The sequence below is a fragment of the Micromonospora sp. NPDC006431 genome (assembly GCF_042870725.1).
Lineage (GTDB): Bacteria > Actinomycetota > Actinomycetes > Mycobacteriales > Micromonosporaceae > Micromonospora.
In genome coordinates this window covers 124,825-139,978 of record NZ_JBIAHQ010000018.1, presented here as the reverse complement: position 1 = coordinate 139,978, position 15,154 = coordinate 124,825, and the positions used below count along the sequence as shown (strand labels likewise).

General features: G+C 69.9%; 11 protein-coding genes. 6 read left to right on the top strand and 5 right to left on the bottom strand.

The window, feature by feature from the left end; genetic code table 11:
• The first annotated feature begins 52 nt into the window (after positions 1 to 52).
• Positions 53 to 358, top strand: a complete 306-nt coding sequence (locus ACFYM6_RS26600; protein WP_387279767.1) for a hypothetical protein — start codon at positions 53 to 55, stop codon at positions 356 to 358.
• Positions 359 to 555: 197 nt separating this feature from the next.
• Complete coding sequence (locus tag ACFYM6_RS26595) at positions 556 to 1,476, top strand: alpha/beta fold hydrolase (protein WP_387279766.1); 921 nt, start codon at positions 556 to 558, stop codon at positions 1,474 to 1,476.
• Between the two features lie 156 nt (positions 1,477 to 1,632).
• Here the strand turns inward: ACFYM6_RS26595 and nrfD are convergent, their stop codons facing one another.
• From nrfD to ACFYM6_RS26575, 4 genes are all read right to left on the bottom strand, one after another.
• Positions 1,633 to 2,676, bottom strand: a complete 1,044-nt coding sequence (gene nrfD, locus ACFYM6_RS26590) for an NrfD/PsrC family molybdoenzyme membrane anchor subunit (protein WP_387279764.1) — start codon at positions 2,674 to 2,676, stop codon at positions 1,633 to 1,635.
• A complete protein-coding gene (locus ACFYM6_RS26585) occupies positions 2,673 to 3,683 on the bottom strand; it encodes a 4Fe-4S dicluster domain-containing protein (RefSeq protein WP_387279762.1) in 1,011 nt (336 codons plus the stop codon). Before ACFYM6_RS26585 ends, nrfD begins: the two co-directional genes overlap by 4 nt.
• Before the next feature lie 5 nt (positions 3,684 to 3,688).
• Positions 3,689 to 7,003, bottom strand: coding sequence for a formate dehydrogenase (gene fdh / locus ACFYM6_RS26580; protein ID WP_387279760.1), 3,315 nt, complete (start codon positions 7,001 to 7,003; stop codon positions 3,689 to 3,691).
• A 384-nt stretch (positions 7,004 to 7,387) separates the two neighbouring features.
• Positions 7,388 to 8,635, bottom strand: coding sequence for an MFS transporter (locus ACFYM6_RS26575; protein ID WP_387279758.1), 1,248 nt, complete (start codon positions 8,633 to 8,635; stop codon positions 7,388 to 7,390).
• A 122-nt stretch (positions 8,636 to 8,757) separates the two neighbouring features.
• Here ACFYM6_RS26575 and ACFYM6_RS26570 point away from each other — a divergent pair, with 122 nt between their 5' ends.
• Positions 8,758 to 9,714, top strand: a complete 957-nt coding sequence (locus tag ACFYM6_RS26570) for a LysR family transcriptional regulator (protein WP_387279756.1) — start codon at positions 8,758 to 8,760, stop codon at positions 9,712 to 9,714.
• Between the two features lie 62 nt (positions 9,715 to 9,776).
• Positions 9,777 to 10,769 carry a helix-turn-helix domain-containing protein gene (locus ACFYM6_RS26565; RefSeq protein ID WP_387279754.1) on the top strand — a complete coding sequence of 331 codons (993 nt, stop codon included), beginning with the start codon at positions 9,777 to 9,779 and terminating at the stop codon, positions 10,767 to 10,769.
• Here the strand turns inward: ACFYM6_RS26565 and ACFYM6_RS26560 are convergent.
• A complete protein-coding gene (locus ACFYM6_RS26560; RefSeq protein WP_387279753.1) occupies positions 10,722 to 13,103 on the bottom strand; it encodes a PA domain-containing protein in 2,382 nt (793 codons plus the stop codon). The two genes, ACFYM6_RS26565 and ACFYM6_RS26560, sit on opposite strands and share 48 nt — an antisense overlap.
• Positions 13,104 to 13,530: 427 nt before the next feature.
• Here ACFYM6_RS26560 and ACFYM6_RS26555 point away from each other — a divergent pair, with 427 nt between their 5' ends.
• Both ACFYM6_RS26555 and ACFYM6_RS26550 read left to right on the top strand, forming a co-directional pair.
• The gene (locus ACFYM6_RS26555) at positions 13,531 to 14,007 is read left to right on the top strand and encodes a hypothetical protein (protein WP_387279751.1); all 477 of its coding nucleotides are present in this window, start codon (positions 13,531 to 13,533) and stop codon (positions 14,005 to 14,007) included.
• 731 nt (positions 14,008 to 14,738) lie between these two features.
• Positions 14,739 to 14,975 carry a hypothetical protein gene (locus tag ACFYM6_RS26550; RefSeq protein WP_387279749.1) on the top strand — a complete coding sequence of 79 codons (237 nt, stop codon included), beginning with the start codon at positions 14,739 to 14,741 and terminating at the stop codon, positions 14,973 to 14,975.
• The last annotated feature ends 179 nt before the right edge of the window (positions 14,976 to 15,154 follow it).

Sequence of the window (15,154 nt, the reverse complement as noted above, 5' to 3'; positions counted from 1 at the left end):
GCTCGTCGCCTGATCTCAGGCGCACACCGTCGGCGGCGGGTACGGTCGTGGAATGCGTCTCCCAACCGCAGCGACCACCGCGGGCTCCCTTATCGGCGGGTGGCAGCTCGCCCGCCGGACCGGTAACCGTCCCCTCGGCGGCGTGGTCCTTGCGGCCGGCGGTGTGTTGGCGGGACGCGAGTGGGCCCGGCGGACGAGCCCGGCCGTGACCGCAGGCCTGGTCGCGGCCTACATCGGGGCGTTCGGCCTGTCGCACCCGCTGGCCAAGCGCATCGGTGCCTGGCCCGCCGTGCTGGCCGTCTCGGCACTCACCGCAGCCGCCTCGTACGCCGTCGCAGACCGCCGCGCTCCGCGCTAGCGCCGCACCAAGGAAGTTGGCGTCGTAATCCGTGTCCGCTTGATCGCTCACCTCGACAGCCGGAGGCTGCCGGTGGAGGTCGGTTCTGGCCCGGCAGCCGGAGGTGTTTGTTCGCGAGTTGGAGCCGAGGGCGTCGCAGCCACTGGTTACGGCTCCGAACTACACTCCGGCCGGATCCCAGAGTCGGTGCCGGTGCCATGGCGGCGGGCGACATTTCGCGCGTAGCGTGTGCCGCGGCCACGCAGCCGTCCTGGAGGTTGACCATGCATTCGACGGTCCACTCGTTCCGCACGCCCGACGGCGTCACGCTCGGGGTCGAGCATTTCGGCGATGCGGCGGCGCCCCTCGTGCTGCTCGCGGGCGGCACGACCATGCTCTCCTGGCCCGACGCCCTCTGCGAGACGCTCGCTCGCGGCGGACGTCACGTCGTGCGCTACGACCTGCGCGACTCCGGCGCGTCGACGACCGTCGACCCCGAGGCGCCGGCGTACACGCTGCGCGACCTCGCCGCCGACGCCGCCGCGCTCGCCCGCGGACTCGACGACCGGCCGGCGCACCTGGCGGGCATCGGCGTCGGCGGGATGGTCGCCCAGGTCGCCGCGCTCGACCACCCGGACGCGTTCTCGGCACTCACCCTCGCCGGCACGCGGCCCGTCGCACCGGGCCCCATCGACGACGACCTGCCCGACCACGACGCGGCGACGATGGACCGGCGGTTCGCGCTCCCGATGCCCGACTGGTCCGACCGCGCTGCCGTGGCAGAGTTCGCCGCCGCCGGCGCAAAGATCCTCGGCGACGACCCCGCCACGGCACGCGCGACCGCCGAGCGCATCTTCGACCGCACGCCAGGCACCGAGCCCGCAGTCCAGATGGCCAACCAGATGGGCATGGTCTTCTCCAAGCTCGACTGCAAGCCGCGCTGGCGCGAGCGCCTGCCCGAACTCGCGATACCGGCGCTCGTGGTGCACGGCCGCTGCGACCCGTTCTTCCCGGTCGGCAACGGCGAGGCGCTCGCGCGCGAGATCCCTGGCGCGCGGCTGCTCGTGCTCGAACAGGCCGCGACCGCGATCCCCGACGCGGCCGCCCATGAGGTCGCCGCAGCGATGCTCGCGCTGTAGACGGTCGTTGATCACGCATGTGCGGGCGGCGGCGCGCTCGGGGTGGCGCGCTGCCGCTGGTTACCGATCCGTCACCGGCCGAGCAGGCCGAGATCGCCGACTCGCTGTCGCTGGCGTTCCTCGTCCTGTTGGAGAGCGCTCGCGTCGGTGTGTGGCCTACTGCGCTGCGTCGGATCGCTCGCGCTGCGGCAGCACCGTGTACTTGGGGTCGGCCGCGGAAGCGGTGCCGGCATGGAAGTAGCCGAACTTGGTCAGTGCGGATTCGGCGGCGAGCGCCAGTCCGCCGGCCACGTCCAGCGCCCGGCTCGGCCGGATCGCCGAGGCCGCGAGCAGAGCCGTCCCAGCGCGGGCACACCAGCGGGATGCGCGCAGCAGCCGGGCCGGTCGCCCGCCGGTCAGCGGTTCGGCCACCATCCCTAGCCGGCGGTGGACGGCCCGGTCGAACACCTGCGCCGCGACGGACCCGACGACGCCGGCCAGCCGGGCCGGCGCCGCTTCGCGCGCCGGGGAGGCCGCGGCCACCAGGCCACCGGCGGCGGCGAGGGCGCTCGCCCCGAACAGGTACGGCAGTTCCCGGTGCGCCTCGTGCCATACGGGTACAGCGGTGTTTGCCATCAGGGCACCCGTGTACGTGGTGATCGCGGGGGCGACGGCGGTGGCGGCCAACCCGGCCGGGCGGGCCAGGGGCCCGACGAAATTCGCCGCGCGGGGTGGCAGCACTCCCGACAGCTCGTCGAGCGCCGCGACCGCCACGAGTGGGCTGAAACCGCCGAGCAGCCACGTGCCGATCGACATCGGTGAGGTGGGCTTGACGACGCGCAGCATGTGCATGAAACGCCCGGGCCGGCCGAGGTCGCGGATCAGGACGGCGAGTGACAGGCCGGTCGCGCCGGCCGAGATGAGCCGGGCGGCGCGGCGCATGCCCGGGCGGCCCGTGACGTCGGCGCCGGCGGCCAGCAGGGACGCGCCTCCGGCGACGCCGCCGAGGAAGAGGTATCCGGCGATGTTGTGCGCCTTCCACACCGGCGGCTTGATGACCGCCCGGCCGTAGTACGACCGGAACTCGGCCGGGGGCACGACCTCGCCGCCGCGGCCCGGACGCCGGCCGCCCCGGGAGCCGATCAGGGCCTCGCGTCCCGGCGCGACGTGGTGCAGACCGTCCCGGCGTACCTCGCTGCCGGCCTCCTGCGCGGCGCTCACCGGCGGGCTCCCGCGAACACCGCGAGCGCGGTCGCCGCCACCCCAACCGCCGCGATCATCGTGTGCCGCCACATGGCCGGTAGGTCCCGGGTCGTCACGACCGGGTCGGGTGGGAAGCCGTACACCTCCGGCTCGTCGAGCAGCAGGAAGAACGCGCCTGCCCCGCCGACGCCGTCGTCCGGATCGGCCCCGTACAGCCGAGCGTCGACCACCCCGACCTCGTGCAACTGCTCGACCCGGTGCGCGGCGCGCTCGTGGAGTTCGTCAAGGGGGCCGTACTGGATCGATTCCGTGGGGCACGCTTTGGCGCAGGCCGGCTCCTGCCCGTCGGTCATTCGGTCGTAGCAGAGCGTGCACTTCCACACTCGGCCGTCGTCCTTGCGCTGATCGATCACGCCGTACGGACAGGCGGGCACGCAGTAGCCGCAGCCGTTGCAGATGTCCTCCTGCACCACCACCGTGCCGAACTCGGTGCGGAACAGCGAGCCGGTCGGACAGACGTCCAGGCAGGCGGCGTGTGTGCAGTGCTTGCATACGTCGCTGGCCATCAGCCACCGCAGCTCGGTGCGCCCGTCTGCGGCGACGGGCTGCCGTGGTCCGCCGTCCGGGCTCGGCGCGAGCTGCGTGGCGCCGGTCTCGGTGCCGAGGCGGGCGCCGTGCTGCTCGCCGAGCCCGGCCGCGACTGCCTGGGCGGTACGGCCGGTTGCCGATGGTCCGGTCGGCATGAGGGCGACGGCGTTGTTCTGCCGGCCGAGGGGGCGGTCCTGCTCGATGAAGGCGACGTGTCGCCAGGTGTCGGCGCCGAGCATGCCGGTGTTGTCGTACGACATACCGAGCAGGGAGAGCCCGTCGTCCGGGATGAGATTCCACTCCTTGCAGGCGACCTCGCATGCCTTGCAGCCGATGCACACGGAGGTGTCGGTGAAGAAGCCCATTCGCGGCGGTGGCTGCGGGTAGCCGGAGTCGAGGGCCGGGTCCTTCGTGCCCTCCAGCAGGTTGTCGGTCATGCGGGTTACCCGTGCCTCTCGGTTGTGCGGTGCGCGGTGCCGGTCACCGCGGTGATCTCCGCGCGCCGCACGTACTCCTCGACGAGCCGGCGCCGGTCAGGGCCGCGGGGCCGACGGCCGGGTCGGATGTCGCAGGTGAGGGCCTTGACCTCCTGGATGTGCACGTCCGGGTCGAGGGACATGTGGGTGAGCTCGTTGGCGGAGTCGCCGGTGGTGATGCCGTTGCGGCCCCAGTGGTAGGGCAGTCCGACCTGGTGGACGGTCCGGTCGTGCACCCGTACCGGGAGCATCCGGTCGGTGACCAGGACACGCGCCTCGATGGCGTTGCGGGCGGTGATGATGGTCGCCCAGCCGAGGTGGTCCAGCCCGACCTGGACGGCCAGTTCCGGTGACACCTCGCAGAACATCTCCGGTTGCAGTTCGGACAGGTACGGCAGCCATCGGCTCATCCCGCCGGCGGTGTGGTGCTCGGTGAGCCGGTACGTGGTCAGCACGTACGGGAAGACGCCGCTTCCGGAGTCATCGCCGCTGGGCTGGTACGGGTCGACGTCCCGCCGCCGGCTGATCTCCCGGGCCGGGTTCTGGTGCTGCCCGTACAACAGGTTCGGTACCGGTGACTCCTGCGGCTCGTAGTGCGTCGGCAGCGGCCCGTCGGACAGCCCGGCCGGCACGTACAGCCAGCCCTTCCCGTCCGCCTGCATGATGAACGGGTCGATGCCGGACAGGGCGTCCTGCCGCTGCGCGCCCTCGGGCGGCCGGTAGTCCGGCGGCTTCGTGGGCTGGAAGTCCGGCACGTCGTGCCCGGTCCACTTCTTTTTATCGGCGTCCCACCACACGTACGCCTTGCGCTCACTCCACGGCCGGCCCTGCGGGTCGGCCGAGGCACGGTTGTAGAGCAGGCGACGGTTCGCCGGCCAGGCCCAGCCCCACTCGGGCGCCACCCAGTCCTGCTCGGTGTGCGGCTTGCGCCGTGCGGTCTGGTTCACCCCGTCGGCGTACGAACCGCAGTAGATCCAGCACCCGCAGACGGTGGATCCGTCATCCTTCAGTTCCTCGTACGTCGACAGGCAGGTACCGTCCGCCCGCCAGCCGTTGATCTCCTGCAACACCTCCTCGGCGCTCGGCTCCTCATGCGGACCGGAGGTGGCGTAGCGCCAGTTCAGGTCGAGGATCGGGCGGTCCCGCTCGTTCGTCGAGCCAGCCAGCTTCGCCCGGATCCGCCGGCCCAGGTGGTACCAGAACCACAGGTCGCTCCGCGCGTCGCCGGGCGGCTCGACCGCCTTGTGGTGCCACTGCAGCATCCGCTGGGTGTTGGTGAAACTGCCGTCCTTCTCGGTGTGCGCGGCCGCCGGCAGGAAGAACACCTCCGTGGCGATGTCCGCTGTCCGCAGCTCGCCGGACTCGATCTCCGGGCCGTCCTTCCACCAGGTGGCGCTCTCGATCAGCGAGAAGTCCCGGACCACGAGCCAGTCGAGATTCGCCATGCCGAGTCGTTGCGCCCGGGCGTTGGCCGAGCCGACGGCCGGGTTCTGGCCGTTGAGGAAGTAGCCCTTGCAGGTACCGTCCAATTGCGCCTGCACCGTCTTGTAGGTGCTGTGGTCGCCGGTGATGCGCGGCAGATAGTCGAAGCAGAAGTCGTTGTCGGCGGTGGCCGCGTCACCCCAGTACGCCTTGAGCAGGCTGACCGCGTACGCGCGCATGTTGCCCCAGTAGCCGGTGTCGGAGGAGTCGTCGGCGACGTACTCGTCGTCCAGACTGCTGTGGGCGTCCGGATGCGGCATCGGCAGATAACCCGGCAGCAGGTTGTAAAGCGTGGGGATGTCGGTGCTGCCCTGGATGCTGGCGTGACCGCGCAGGGCGAGAATGCCCCCACCGGGCCGCCCGATGTTGCCGAGCAGCAGTTGCAGCACCGACGCGGCCCGGATGTACTGCACCCCGACGGTGTGCTGAGTCCACCCCACCGCGTACGCCCACGCGGTCGTTCGGTCCCGGTTGGAGTTGTCGGTGACCGCCCGGGCCAGTTGCCCGAAGAGCTCCTCCGGGATGCCGCAGATCCTCGCCACCATCTCCGGTGTGTAGCGGCGGTAGTGCCGCCTCAGCAGTTGGAAGACGCAATGCGGGTGCTGCAGGGTCTCGTCCCGCCGCAGGTTGTGCAGGTCCGCCAACGACGCGCCGTGGCTGCCGTGCTCGTGGCCCCGTTCGGTCGCGTGCCGCTGGTGCGCCCGCTGCTCACCGGCCTCCCGCGCCTGCTTCGCGCCCTGCTGCCGCTTGCCGGCCGCGCTCGCCACCCGGACGCCCTCGTACTGCCAAGTGTCGGTGGAGTAGCTCGAGGTGTCATCTCGCCAGCCGGAGAAGAGCCCGTCGAGGTCCTCGGTGTCCTTGAACTCCTCGTTGATGATGGTCGCCGCGTTGGTGTAGTTGACCACGTACTCACGAAACTCGAGCCCGTTACCGAGCACATAGTTGATCAAACCGCCGAGAAGCGCGATGTCGGTCCCGGCCCGGATCGGCACGTGCAGGTCGGCCAGCGCCCCGGTCCGGGTCAGCCGCGGGTCGATGTGGATGAGCGTGGCGCCCCGCGCCTTCGCCTCCATCACCCACTGGAAGCCCACCGGATGGCACTCGGCCATGTTCGAGCCCTGCAGGACGATGCAGTCGGAGTTCTGCAGGTCCTGTTGGAAGGTGGTGGCGCCACCGCGACCGAACGAGGTTCCCAGACCGGGAACGGTGGAGGAGTGTCAAATACGCGCCTGATTCTCGATCTGCACCGCTCCCAACGCGGTGCCGAGCTTCTTGATCAGGTAGTTCTCCTCGTTGTCCAGCGTGGCGCCACCGAGTGCGGCGATGCCCATCGTCCGGCGCAGCCGTCGGCCCTGCTCGTCCCGATCGGTCCAGGTCCGCGCCCGGGTCGCGATGACCCGATCGGCGATCATGTCCATCGCCGTGTCGAGATCGAGATCCTCCCACTGGGTCCCGTGCGGCCGGCGATAACGCACCCGCGTCTCCCGCAGCGGATTGGTGACCAGCTGCTTGGTCGCGGCGCCCTTCGGGCACAGCCGGCCACGGCTCACCGGCGACGCCGGATCCCCCTCGATCTGGACGACCTGCTCGTCCTTGACATAGACCAACTGCCCGCAGCCGACCGCACAGTACGGGCAGACGCTGCCGACCACCCGGTCCGCGGTGGTCGTGCGTGGCTCCAGCCGGTCGGTCCGCCGGGACCGGGCCGCCGCACCCCGCGCGAGCCGGTCTCCTGCGGCGGCCAGGGACTGGACCTGCCGGAACACGGGCCACGGCAGGAACGCTTCTCGAATTCCCATGGCACCCCCGCCGGCCGCGCTTACCTGCCCTGTCTACCGCGAAGGGCCCAGGTTGCGTCGGAGGTTTCCCGATTCGATGGGTGAAGGTACCCGGCAGGCGTACCGGCCAGATCACGCCGCCCCGGTGCTCCAGGTCGCCGTGCCGCCTTGCCGGCGGCAGAACGCCCGCCCGCGTTCAAGGCGGAGATGGTCCCACCGGTTAGTGCGAGACTTGATCAATGCGCTACTGGGGTGGCGCTTGTCGTGGACCCTCAACGTGGTGCGCTGCGACCCGGCGGACCGCATTCTCGCGCCCGAACAGGATCTGGAGTGAGGTCATCCAGGACCTGGCGCGCTCGATGAACCTGCGGCGCCCTTCCGAGGTGAACGGGGCGTTGCGGTGAGTCAGGCGGCCGGGACGTCTTCGGCCGACAGGACGGGTTCGCGGTAGCACAAGTGTGCCCGTTTGGGCAGCAGGAGTGGAGTGGCGAGCAGGAGAACGCCGGAAATGGTGATCGCGGCGAGGGGGCTGGTGAGTGTGGCGAGGATGCCCCAGATCACCATGAGGGTGGCCTGCGCGAGTTTGCTGCTGACACTCCATGCGCTGAGGACTTGGGCGGCATGATCCGCGGGAGTCCGTTGCAGGCGTTCGGTGGCGTAGATCGGGTTGAAGATGCCCATGCATGTGATCAGCAGGCCCTCGACGATGATCACGGTGAGGAGTCCGGTGATGCCGGGATGGACGAACGCGAGACCGAGCGGGAAGAGCGATCGTAGCCAGCCGGAGACGGTCATGACCCGGTGCCGGCCGTAACGCTTCACGAGGCGCGCGGCGAGGCGGGCGCCCACGAAGCCGCCGAGTGCCGGGATGCCGAAGGCGAGACCGTATTGCCAGGCCGGGAAGTGGTATTCGCCCAGCAGCAGGACGGCCAGGAGCGGAACGGTGGCCATGATCAGGCCGCCGACCAGGATCGAGTTGAGGAACAGGCACCGTAGTGCGCGGTCGTGGAGGATGAACCGCCAGCCACCAAGAAGGTCGGCTTTGCGCAACGCGGTGGCCGGGTCGCGGGGTGCCGCGACGGCGCCGTCGCGGATGCGGCGGACCCCGAGCGCGGATAGCAGGTAGCTGAGGGCGTCGACCATGATGGTGATGACCGGGCCGAGCAGCCCGACGAGCGCGCCGCCGAGGGGCGGTCCGGCCGCGGTCGCCACCCAGCTCGTGCCCTCGAATCTTCCGTTCGCGGTAAGGAGGTGGTCACCGCGGACAAGGTATTTCAGGTACGCGCCGGATGCGGCGGTGAAGGCGATGGTTGCGGTTCCGGAGATGACCGAGACGACCAGCAACTGGCCGTAGGACAGCACGCCGAGGAAGTACGCGACCGGAACACTCGCCATCGCGACGAACCGAGCCAGGTCCATCGCGATCATCACCGGACGCTTGGACCGGTGCTCGACCCACGGCCCGAGCGGGACCGCAATGATCGCCGCGACGGCAAGACCGGCTGCCTCCAGAAGCGAAACCGCGGATGCCGACGAGTGCAGCACTCGAACCGCGATGAGCGGGAACGCTCCGAAGGCGATCCACGTGCCGTACGTGCTGACCGCGTAGGCCGACCAAAGCCAGCCGAAACTCGACCCCAGTTTCACGCGCACATGACTCCCCCGCAACAACCGATGTTTGGATCCCTGAATCACATCGGCTACACGAGGGCGTGATCAAACAACCGCCGTTCGGCGAGCCACAACGATCAGTTGGGCGGGCATAAGCTGGACCAATGGATACCGAGGCAGTGCGATCGTTCGTCCGCGCGGCCGAGCTCGGGCAGTTGCAACACGCGGCCGACGAGCTGGGCGTGACCCAGCAGGCGGTCTCGAAGCGGGTCGCCGCCCTGGAGCGCGAGCTGGAGGTCCGCCTGTTCACCCGTACCGCCCGAGGGGTCGAACTGACGCTCGACGGCCAGGCATTCCTCCCCCACGCGCGGAGTATCGTCGCGGGTGTTGATCGCGCCGTCACCGCGGTCAGGCCGGGCTCGCGGGCCCTTCGGATCGACGTTCTGGGCCTGCGAAGCGCGCAGGCCGTCGTTCTGCACGACTATTGGCGGTCGCATCCCGAAACTGACCTCGACGTGGTGACCCTCAGGGTCGACGACCCTCACGTGGCGGCCGCCGCCGTCCAGGCAGGCGATGTCGACGCCTCGTTCCGCACCGTCACCGATCCGGCCAGGCTGCCGCGCGACGTGCAAATGATCCACGCCTTCGACTCTCCGCTGGAACTCCTCGTCGGCCCCAGGCATCCGCTTGCCTCCGCGCGAACAGTGACACCACCCCAGCTGCGCAAGCGTCGGATCTGGGTGCCGGGTATCGTGCCTCGAAGCGAATGGGCGGAGTTCTACGATCAGCTCGCCACCGCCTTCGACCTCCGCATCGACGCGGCGGGCCCGAACTTCGGTAACGAGGTACTCCTCGACGCCCTCGCGGACTCCGCCGACGTGGCCACCCTCGTCGGCGCGCGCGACCGGTACATCTGGCCGACGAACTACGACCTACGCCGCATCCCGATCGTGAACCCGACGCTCGCCTACCCGCTCTCCCTCATGTTCCCCAGAACGAATCCGCACCCGGGACTTCGGGCGATCATGAACCACTTCGCAAGCCTGGCACCGCTCCCCGAGACGGTCTGGCTCCCGTCCTGGGCAACGACACCACGCCGTTGTTGCCCCGGTCGCGCGTAGACCTCGCCACCAGCAGACGGGTGCCTGGGTGGCCGCCCGGCCGACCGGGGCAAGATGAGCTGGTGCTCGAGCCGATCGGTGTCCGCCCCGAGGACGAGATGGTCTACCGCGAACTCCTGTCCCGCCCCGAGGCGTCCCAGCGCGACCTCGCCGCGGCACTTGACCGTGCTGCGGCCGAGGTGGGCAGCTCGCTGACCAGACTCGAGGAGCTGGGCCTGGTGCACCGGCTGCCCGGCCAGCCCGCCAGGATGCGCGCGGCGCGACCCGACGTCGCCGTTGACGCGCTGGTCGACCGACGCCGCGAGGAGCTCGCGCGCACGCAGCTCGCCGCGCGCACCCTGCTCGCTGAGATGCCCGCCGAGGAGCGGTACCGCCCGGAGGAGATCGTCGAGGTGCTGGTCGGCCGGGCAGCGATCGCTGCCCGGTTCGAGCACCTGCTCAGCACCACCCGGCACGAGCTCATGGTGCTCGATCGCCCGCCGTACGTCGCCGATCCCCGGCGGTCGGACAACTCGGTCCGCCGGCTCCTGCGCGCGAAGGTGCGGGTGCGCGGCATCTACGCCCCAGAGGCGCTGGAGCTGCCGGGTGCACTCGAGGAGGTCCAGGACGCAGCCGGCGTGGGTGAGCAGTCCCGGGTGCACACCGGCCTCCCGATGAAGCTGGCGATAGGCGACCGCCGGCTGGCGATCCTGCCGGTCGGCGTGCAGAGCGCCGATGCGGCGATCTGCATCCGACCTTCCACCCTCCTCGACGCGCTGGTCCAGCTCTTCGAGCTGCTCTGGGCGCAGGCGACGCCGATCGTCGCTCCGGCGGAGGAGGGCGGGTTCAGCGATCGCCAGCTCGCCGCGCTGCTCGCCTCCGGCGCGAAGGACGACGCGGTTGCCCGCCGGCTGGGCACCAGCACCCGCACGCTCAGCCGCCGGATCGCCGAGCTGATGGACCACCTGCACGTCCGCACGCGCTTCCAGGCGGGCGTGCAGGCGGTCCGGCTCGGTTGGCTCGAGAGCTCAGTGCCCGACGTCGAAGGCCCGGACGATCGTCTGGTCGACCACTGAGCCGCCGGTGTCCTCCGCGTGTAGCCGCAGCGACACCAGGCCGCTGCCCGCCGGCAGCTCGACGCGCCAGCCCTCCGTACCGCGGGTGACGCCTGCCGGCCGCCAGGTCGCACCGTCGTCGTACGACGCGTCGAGGCTCGGCTCGCCGCCCAGCGTGGACGGTACGCCGTCAGGGCGCCGCAGCCGCAGGTCGAACGCCACTCGGCCCTGGCGGTCGGCCCGGACCCGGTTGTGCAGGTCGACGCCGACGTCGTAGTCCGGCAGCAGCAGCGGCTGGATCTCCGCCGCACCTCCTGCGGTCGTCGTCGACGGGAAGCTCCAGGCGGTGTCGGTGTGTGTCGACAGCTCGTTCCACGCCTGCGGGTTGTCCGTCGTGAACGAGATCGAGACGCGAGACTCGCCGCCCGGAAGCCGGACCGTGCCGGAGGGGAGGTTGTCCGTCTCCCCGACCAGGGCGCCGTCGGCCCTGATCTCGAGATGCGTGCGCACCCCACTCGGGTGGGTGTACTCCGTTCCGTGGTTTCCCTCCGCGTCGGTGAAGCCGTCGACGGCCACCCGCAGCTGATCACCGGAGCGCTGGACGGGCCGAGCGGGATTCGGGGCCGACGTGATCGGCGCCCGGCCGAAGGGCAGCTCGCCCTGTTCGCGGTCCGAGTACGCCTGGCGCCCCGGCATGCTCAGGCTCATCGGCAGCACAGGTGCCTTGGGGAACATCGTGTTGTAAGCGGACTCCGGAGCGAACACCGCGTAGCTCCATGCTGTGTCCGGGTCGGGGATGCGATACTCGGCGCGCGTACGCGGCCCGCCCTCGAAGGGGAACGTCGTCGAGACGACGAACGAGTTGCCGGGCTGCCACGGGTACGCCGCTTCGGAAAACGTCGAGGGAAGCGTCGGCTGCCCGTACACCTGACGCACCTGAGTGGCGAGCTGCTCGGGGAGGGCGACGTAAGTGGGGTCCTCGGGGATCCGGTCCTTCACCTTCAGGTAGAGGTCGTAGACATAGGGGCTGGCCGGCTCTCCCTCGACGGTCACCCTGGCTCCCTTAGGGAGTTCGGAGAGCGCGAGGCCCTCCGCCCGGTTCAGCCGGATCGTCGGCACCTGCAGCTTTACCCCGGTGCCGCCCGGGTCGCTGATGTCACCGGGGCCGTCGTTGCGGATCACGACCACGCCCGCACCGTGTGCGGCCGCATTGTTGGACTGTTCGGCGATCGACATGTCGGCGGAGTGCGTCACCAGCGCCAGCGCGCCGTGCAGCTGCTGGCCGGCGAGTTCGGCCGCCGTGGCGCGGCCGACGTCCACCACAGGGAGGCGGGACCGGCCGTTGACGACCGGGAAGTCCGAAGCGACGTCGGAGAACCAGGTCCGGTCGACGTACTCCGGGTGCAGGGCCGGCGCGGTCGGCGCGGACAGGGTGATGTCGGGCGCCTCCAGCCGGACCCGGGTGCGCGCCTGGAACGTCCCGATGGACACCTGCGGCGTCGGCTGCAGGTAGAAGTGCTGGTCGAGGAGGTATGCCGGGCGCATGTCCAGGTGGACTGCGGACCCGTCCGCGGCGGTGCGGTCGTAGCCGATGAGCATGGCACCCTGCGGCGGCACCTTCGTGCTGCGCCCCGGGGTCCTGATCGTGAGCTGCCGGGCATCGCGGGCGTCGAACGCGAAGGTTCGCTCGCCGCTCACCGTCGTCTCCGGCTCGCCCACGAGCGAGATGTTCTGGAACGTGCGGCTGCTTCCGATGGTCGGCTTCTCGGCGGGCAGCGTGGTGACGAACGCCATCACCGAGTACGCGCCGGGCGGTACGAGCGCGCAGGTGGTCCGGGCGAAGGTGACCTCGGAGCACTCGTTGCCCGGAGCCGGGTCGGTGACCAACTGCCGGGTCCACGCCGCGCCGTGCTCAAGGTCGAACACCGTGATGTAGGCCTGGGCGGCCCGGCCGTCCCGGCCCACCGCGGAGAAGTGCAGCGGCACGGTGTCGGCAGCGCTGGCGGCCAGAGGTGCGGCGCGGCCCTCGATCACGGTCGGCGTGCTGGCGACATCAGTCGTCTGCACGGTCGTGCCTGTCTTGTTCGTCGCGACAACAAGGCCAGGAGTGACACCGTCGGGGCCGGGCAGCGCGGCGAGCGAGTTGGCGCCGGTGTCTCCGAGCGGCGTCAGGGCGACCTCGGCTCCGCCGCCCACGGAGACAACCCGCGCGGCCGGCGCCGGGGCGAGGCCATCGGCGGAGGCCGCCGCGTTCGCTGTGGACCACGGCGCCGCGGTGAGCAGGCCGACCACGACGGCGAGCGAGGTGACGGAGGCGGCGCTCGCCCGATGCAGGGCCGATAGTGGCATGGTCATGGGACTCCCAGTGATCAGAGATGCGTCCCCCTTTCATAGTCGAGCCGTACCGTCGGCGGACAGCATGACCGCTGGCGGCTACCAGAAATGGCGACCGCCCGCCATCGGCTGGCCCGGCTCAACCAACCGGTCCGGAGTGTTCACCGACAGTGCGCTGATCGCGCTCAACACCTGCGGCTGGATCGTCTTGGACCAGGCCGCTCGTGCCGCTGTATGCCACGGTTACTGGCCCAGGGGGATGGCCCATGCCGGCCTTCGGATTAGAAGAAGATCACGGATGGCTGGTCGTCCGGTGATCGCATGGATCACCTTCGCGGATGACATGGCGAAGGATCGGGCTGGTGTTGGCGATCATCCTGGCTCCCTGAGGGGTGGTCATTTACCCTCGTGGATTGCTTGCTTAGGAGTCACGCCTCACACTGTGCGTATGACTACCACTGCAGCCGGGCGGGTCCGTACCGTGACGGGCACAGCAGTACTCGCCGCCCTGATCCTGGTGATCGCATTCGGCAACCCGGCCTACACCGACTGGGCGAAGAACCACACCTCGAACGACGCGTGGGGGTTCTTTCTCAAGCAGTTGGCATGGCCGACCTGGTCGTTCAGCTCGGATGATTCGGTGCGGACCATCCTCGCCAACGACATCAAGGCAATCCTGCTCATCGTGCTGACCGGCGTCTTCGTGTCCCTCATGGTTGCGGCAGGATCATCGCGCAGCGCGAGGCTGTTCTTCTCAAGCTGGGGAGCCTACGTCTTCGCCGCGGCGTCCGCCGGCCTCCTGGCCGCGTTCATCCAGGTGGATGCCAGCCTGCGCGGCGCCTTCGGCTGGGCCGCCGGTGGTGGGGTCTACGGACTGTTCGTCGGCTGGGTCCTCGCCACCGTGGTCTTCGCCTCCCGGAAGTAACCCGCATACGGTCTGAATCGCGGCCACACGCTTCACCCGGCATGACAGCCGTCGTCTGTCGTTGCGACGCTGGTCAGGGCGATGGGCCAACCCCAACGCCGCCCCAACCGCGCCCAGGTCGAACGCACCCTGGCCGGGCTCAAGTGCCGGCTTCGGTTCGAGGTTGACGCGCCGAGTCTGGTGAACTCGACGGTCCACCTCAACCTTCGCCACGACGGTCACTGACAGTCGCGGTGATGTGTCAGATATCGAGGTGGACGCAGTGGACACTCACGCATTGTGGTGAACAAGAGACACGATGTAGAGAGATCCGATTAATCGGAAAGAGAGGTTTTGCCGACTCCCGACCGACAGTAGACTGCCCATCCATGTCGTACAGCAACTACGACCCCGACGACCAACGCCACCGGTTCCCCACCCAACCCACGGCGCCCGACCCCCCACCGACACAGCGGATCGCGTACGTGGACGTACACCACGGCGACGGCCTAGCACCCACGGCGCACTACCCCCAGCCCACGCCGCGCATCCAACCCCCAGCGCCGCACCACCACCCCGAGCCGCCCATCCCCCAACCACCGACGCCCTACCCCCAACCCCCGACGCCGTACACGCCACCTGCTTACCCATCACAGCCCTACCCGGCCCCGCCAGCGCCAGCGCCAGCGCCAGCGCCACGACGACGGAATCAGACAGATACCGCTACCATCGTCGCCCGCGTCACGGTCGGCGTGACCAGCAGCGTCGCTCTCATCTTCGCCTTGCACGTTCTCTTTTCCTTGGCGGGGGCCAACCAAAGCAACAGCTTCGTTCAATTCGTCTACGTGCTTGCCAAGGCGTTCGTACTGGGATTCGGGGACGTGTTCACGCCGAACGACGCCAAAGTTGGGCTCGTCCTCAACTACGGACTCGCCGCGCTGGTGTACTTGGTCATCGGCAGGCTGATCGCCCGGGCACTCCGACAATAGCCGTCCACATCGTGGTGGGCAGTTAGCCTTCTCGGGTGCCCGGCCCCTTTTGCTTCTGCAACATCATCAGGAGAGGCACACTCACCCCGGACCTCGCGGCGTTGGGGGCCGACTGCACGCCGTCGTGACCAACTGCCCGGCACCGCAACCCCACACGTTGTGCCCGACGCCCGACACAC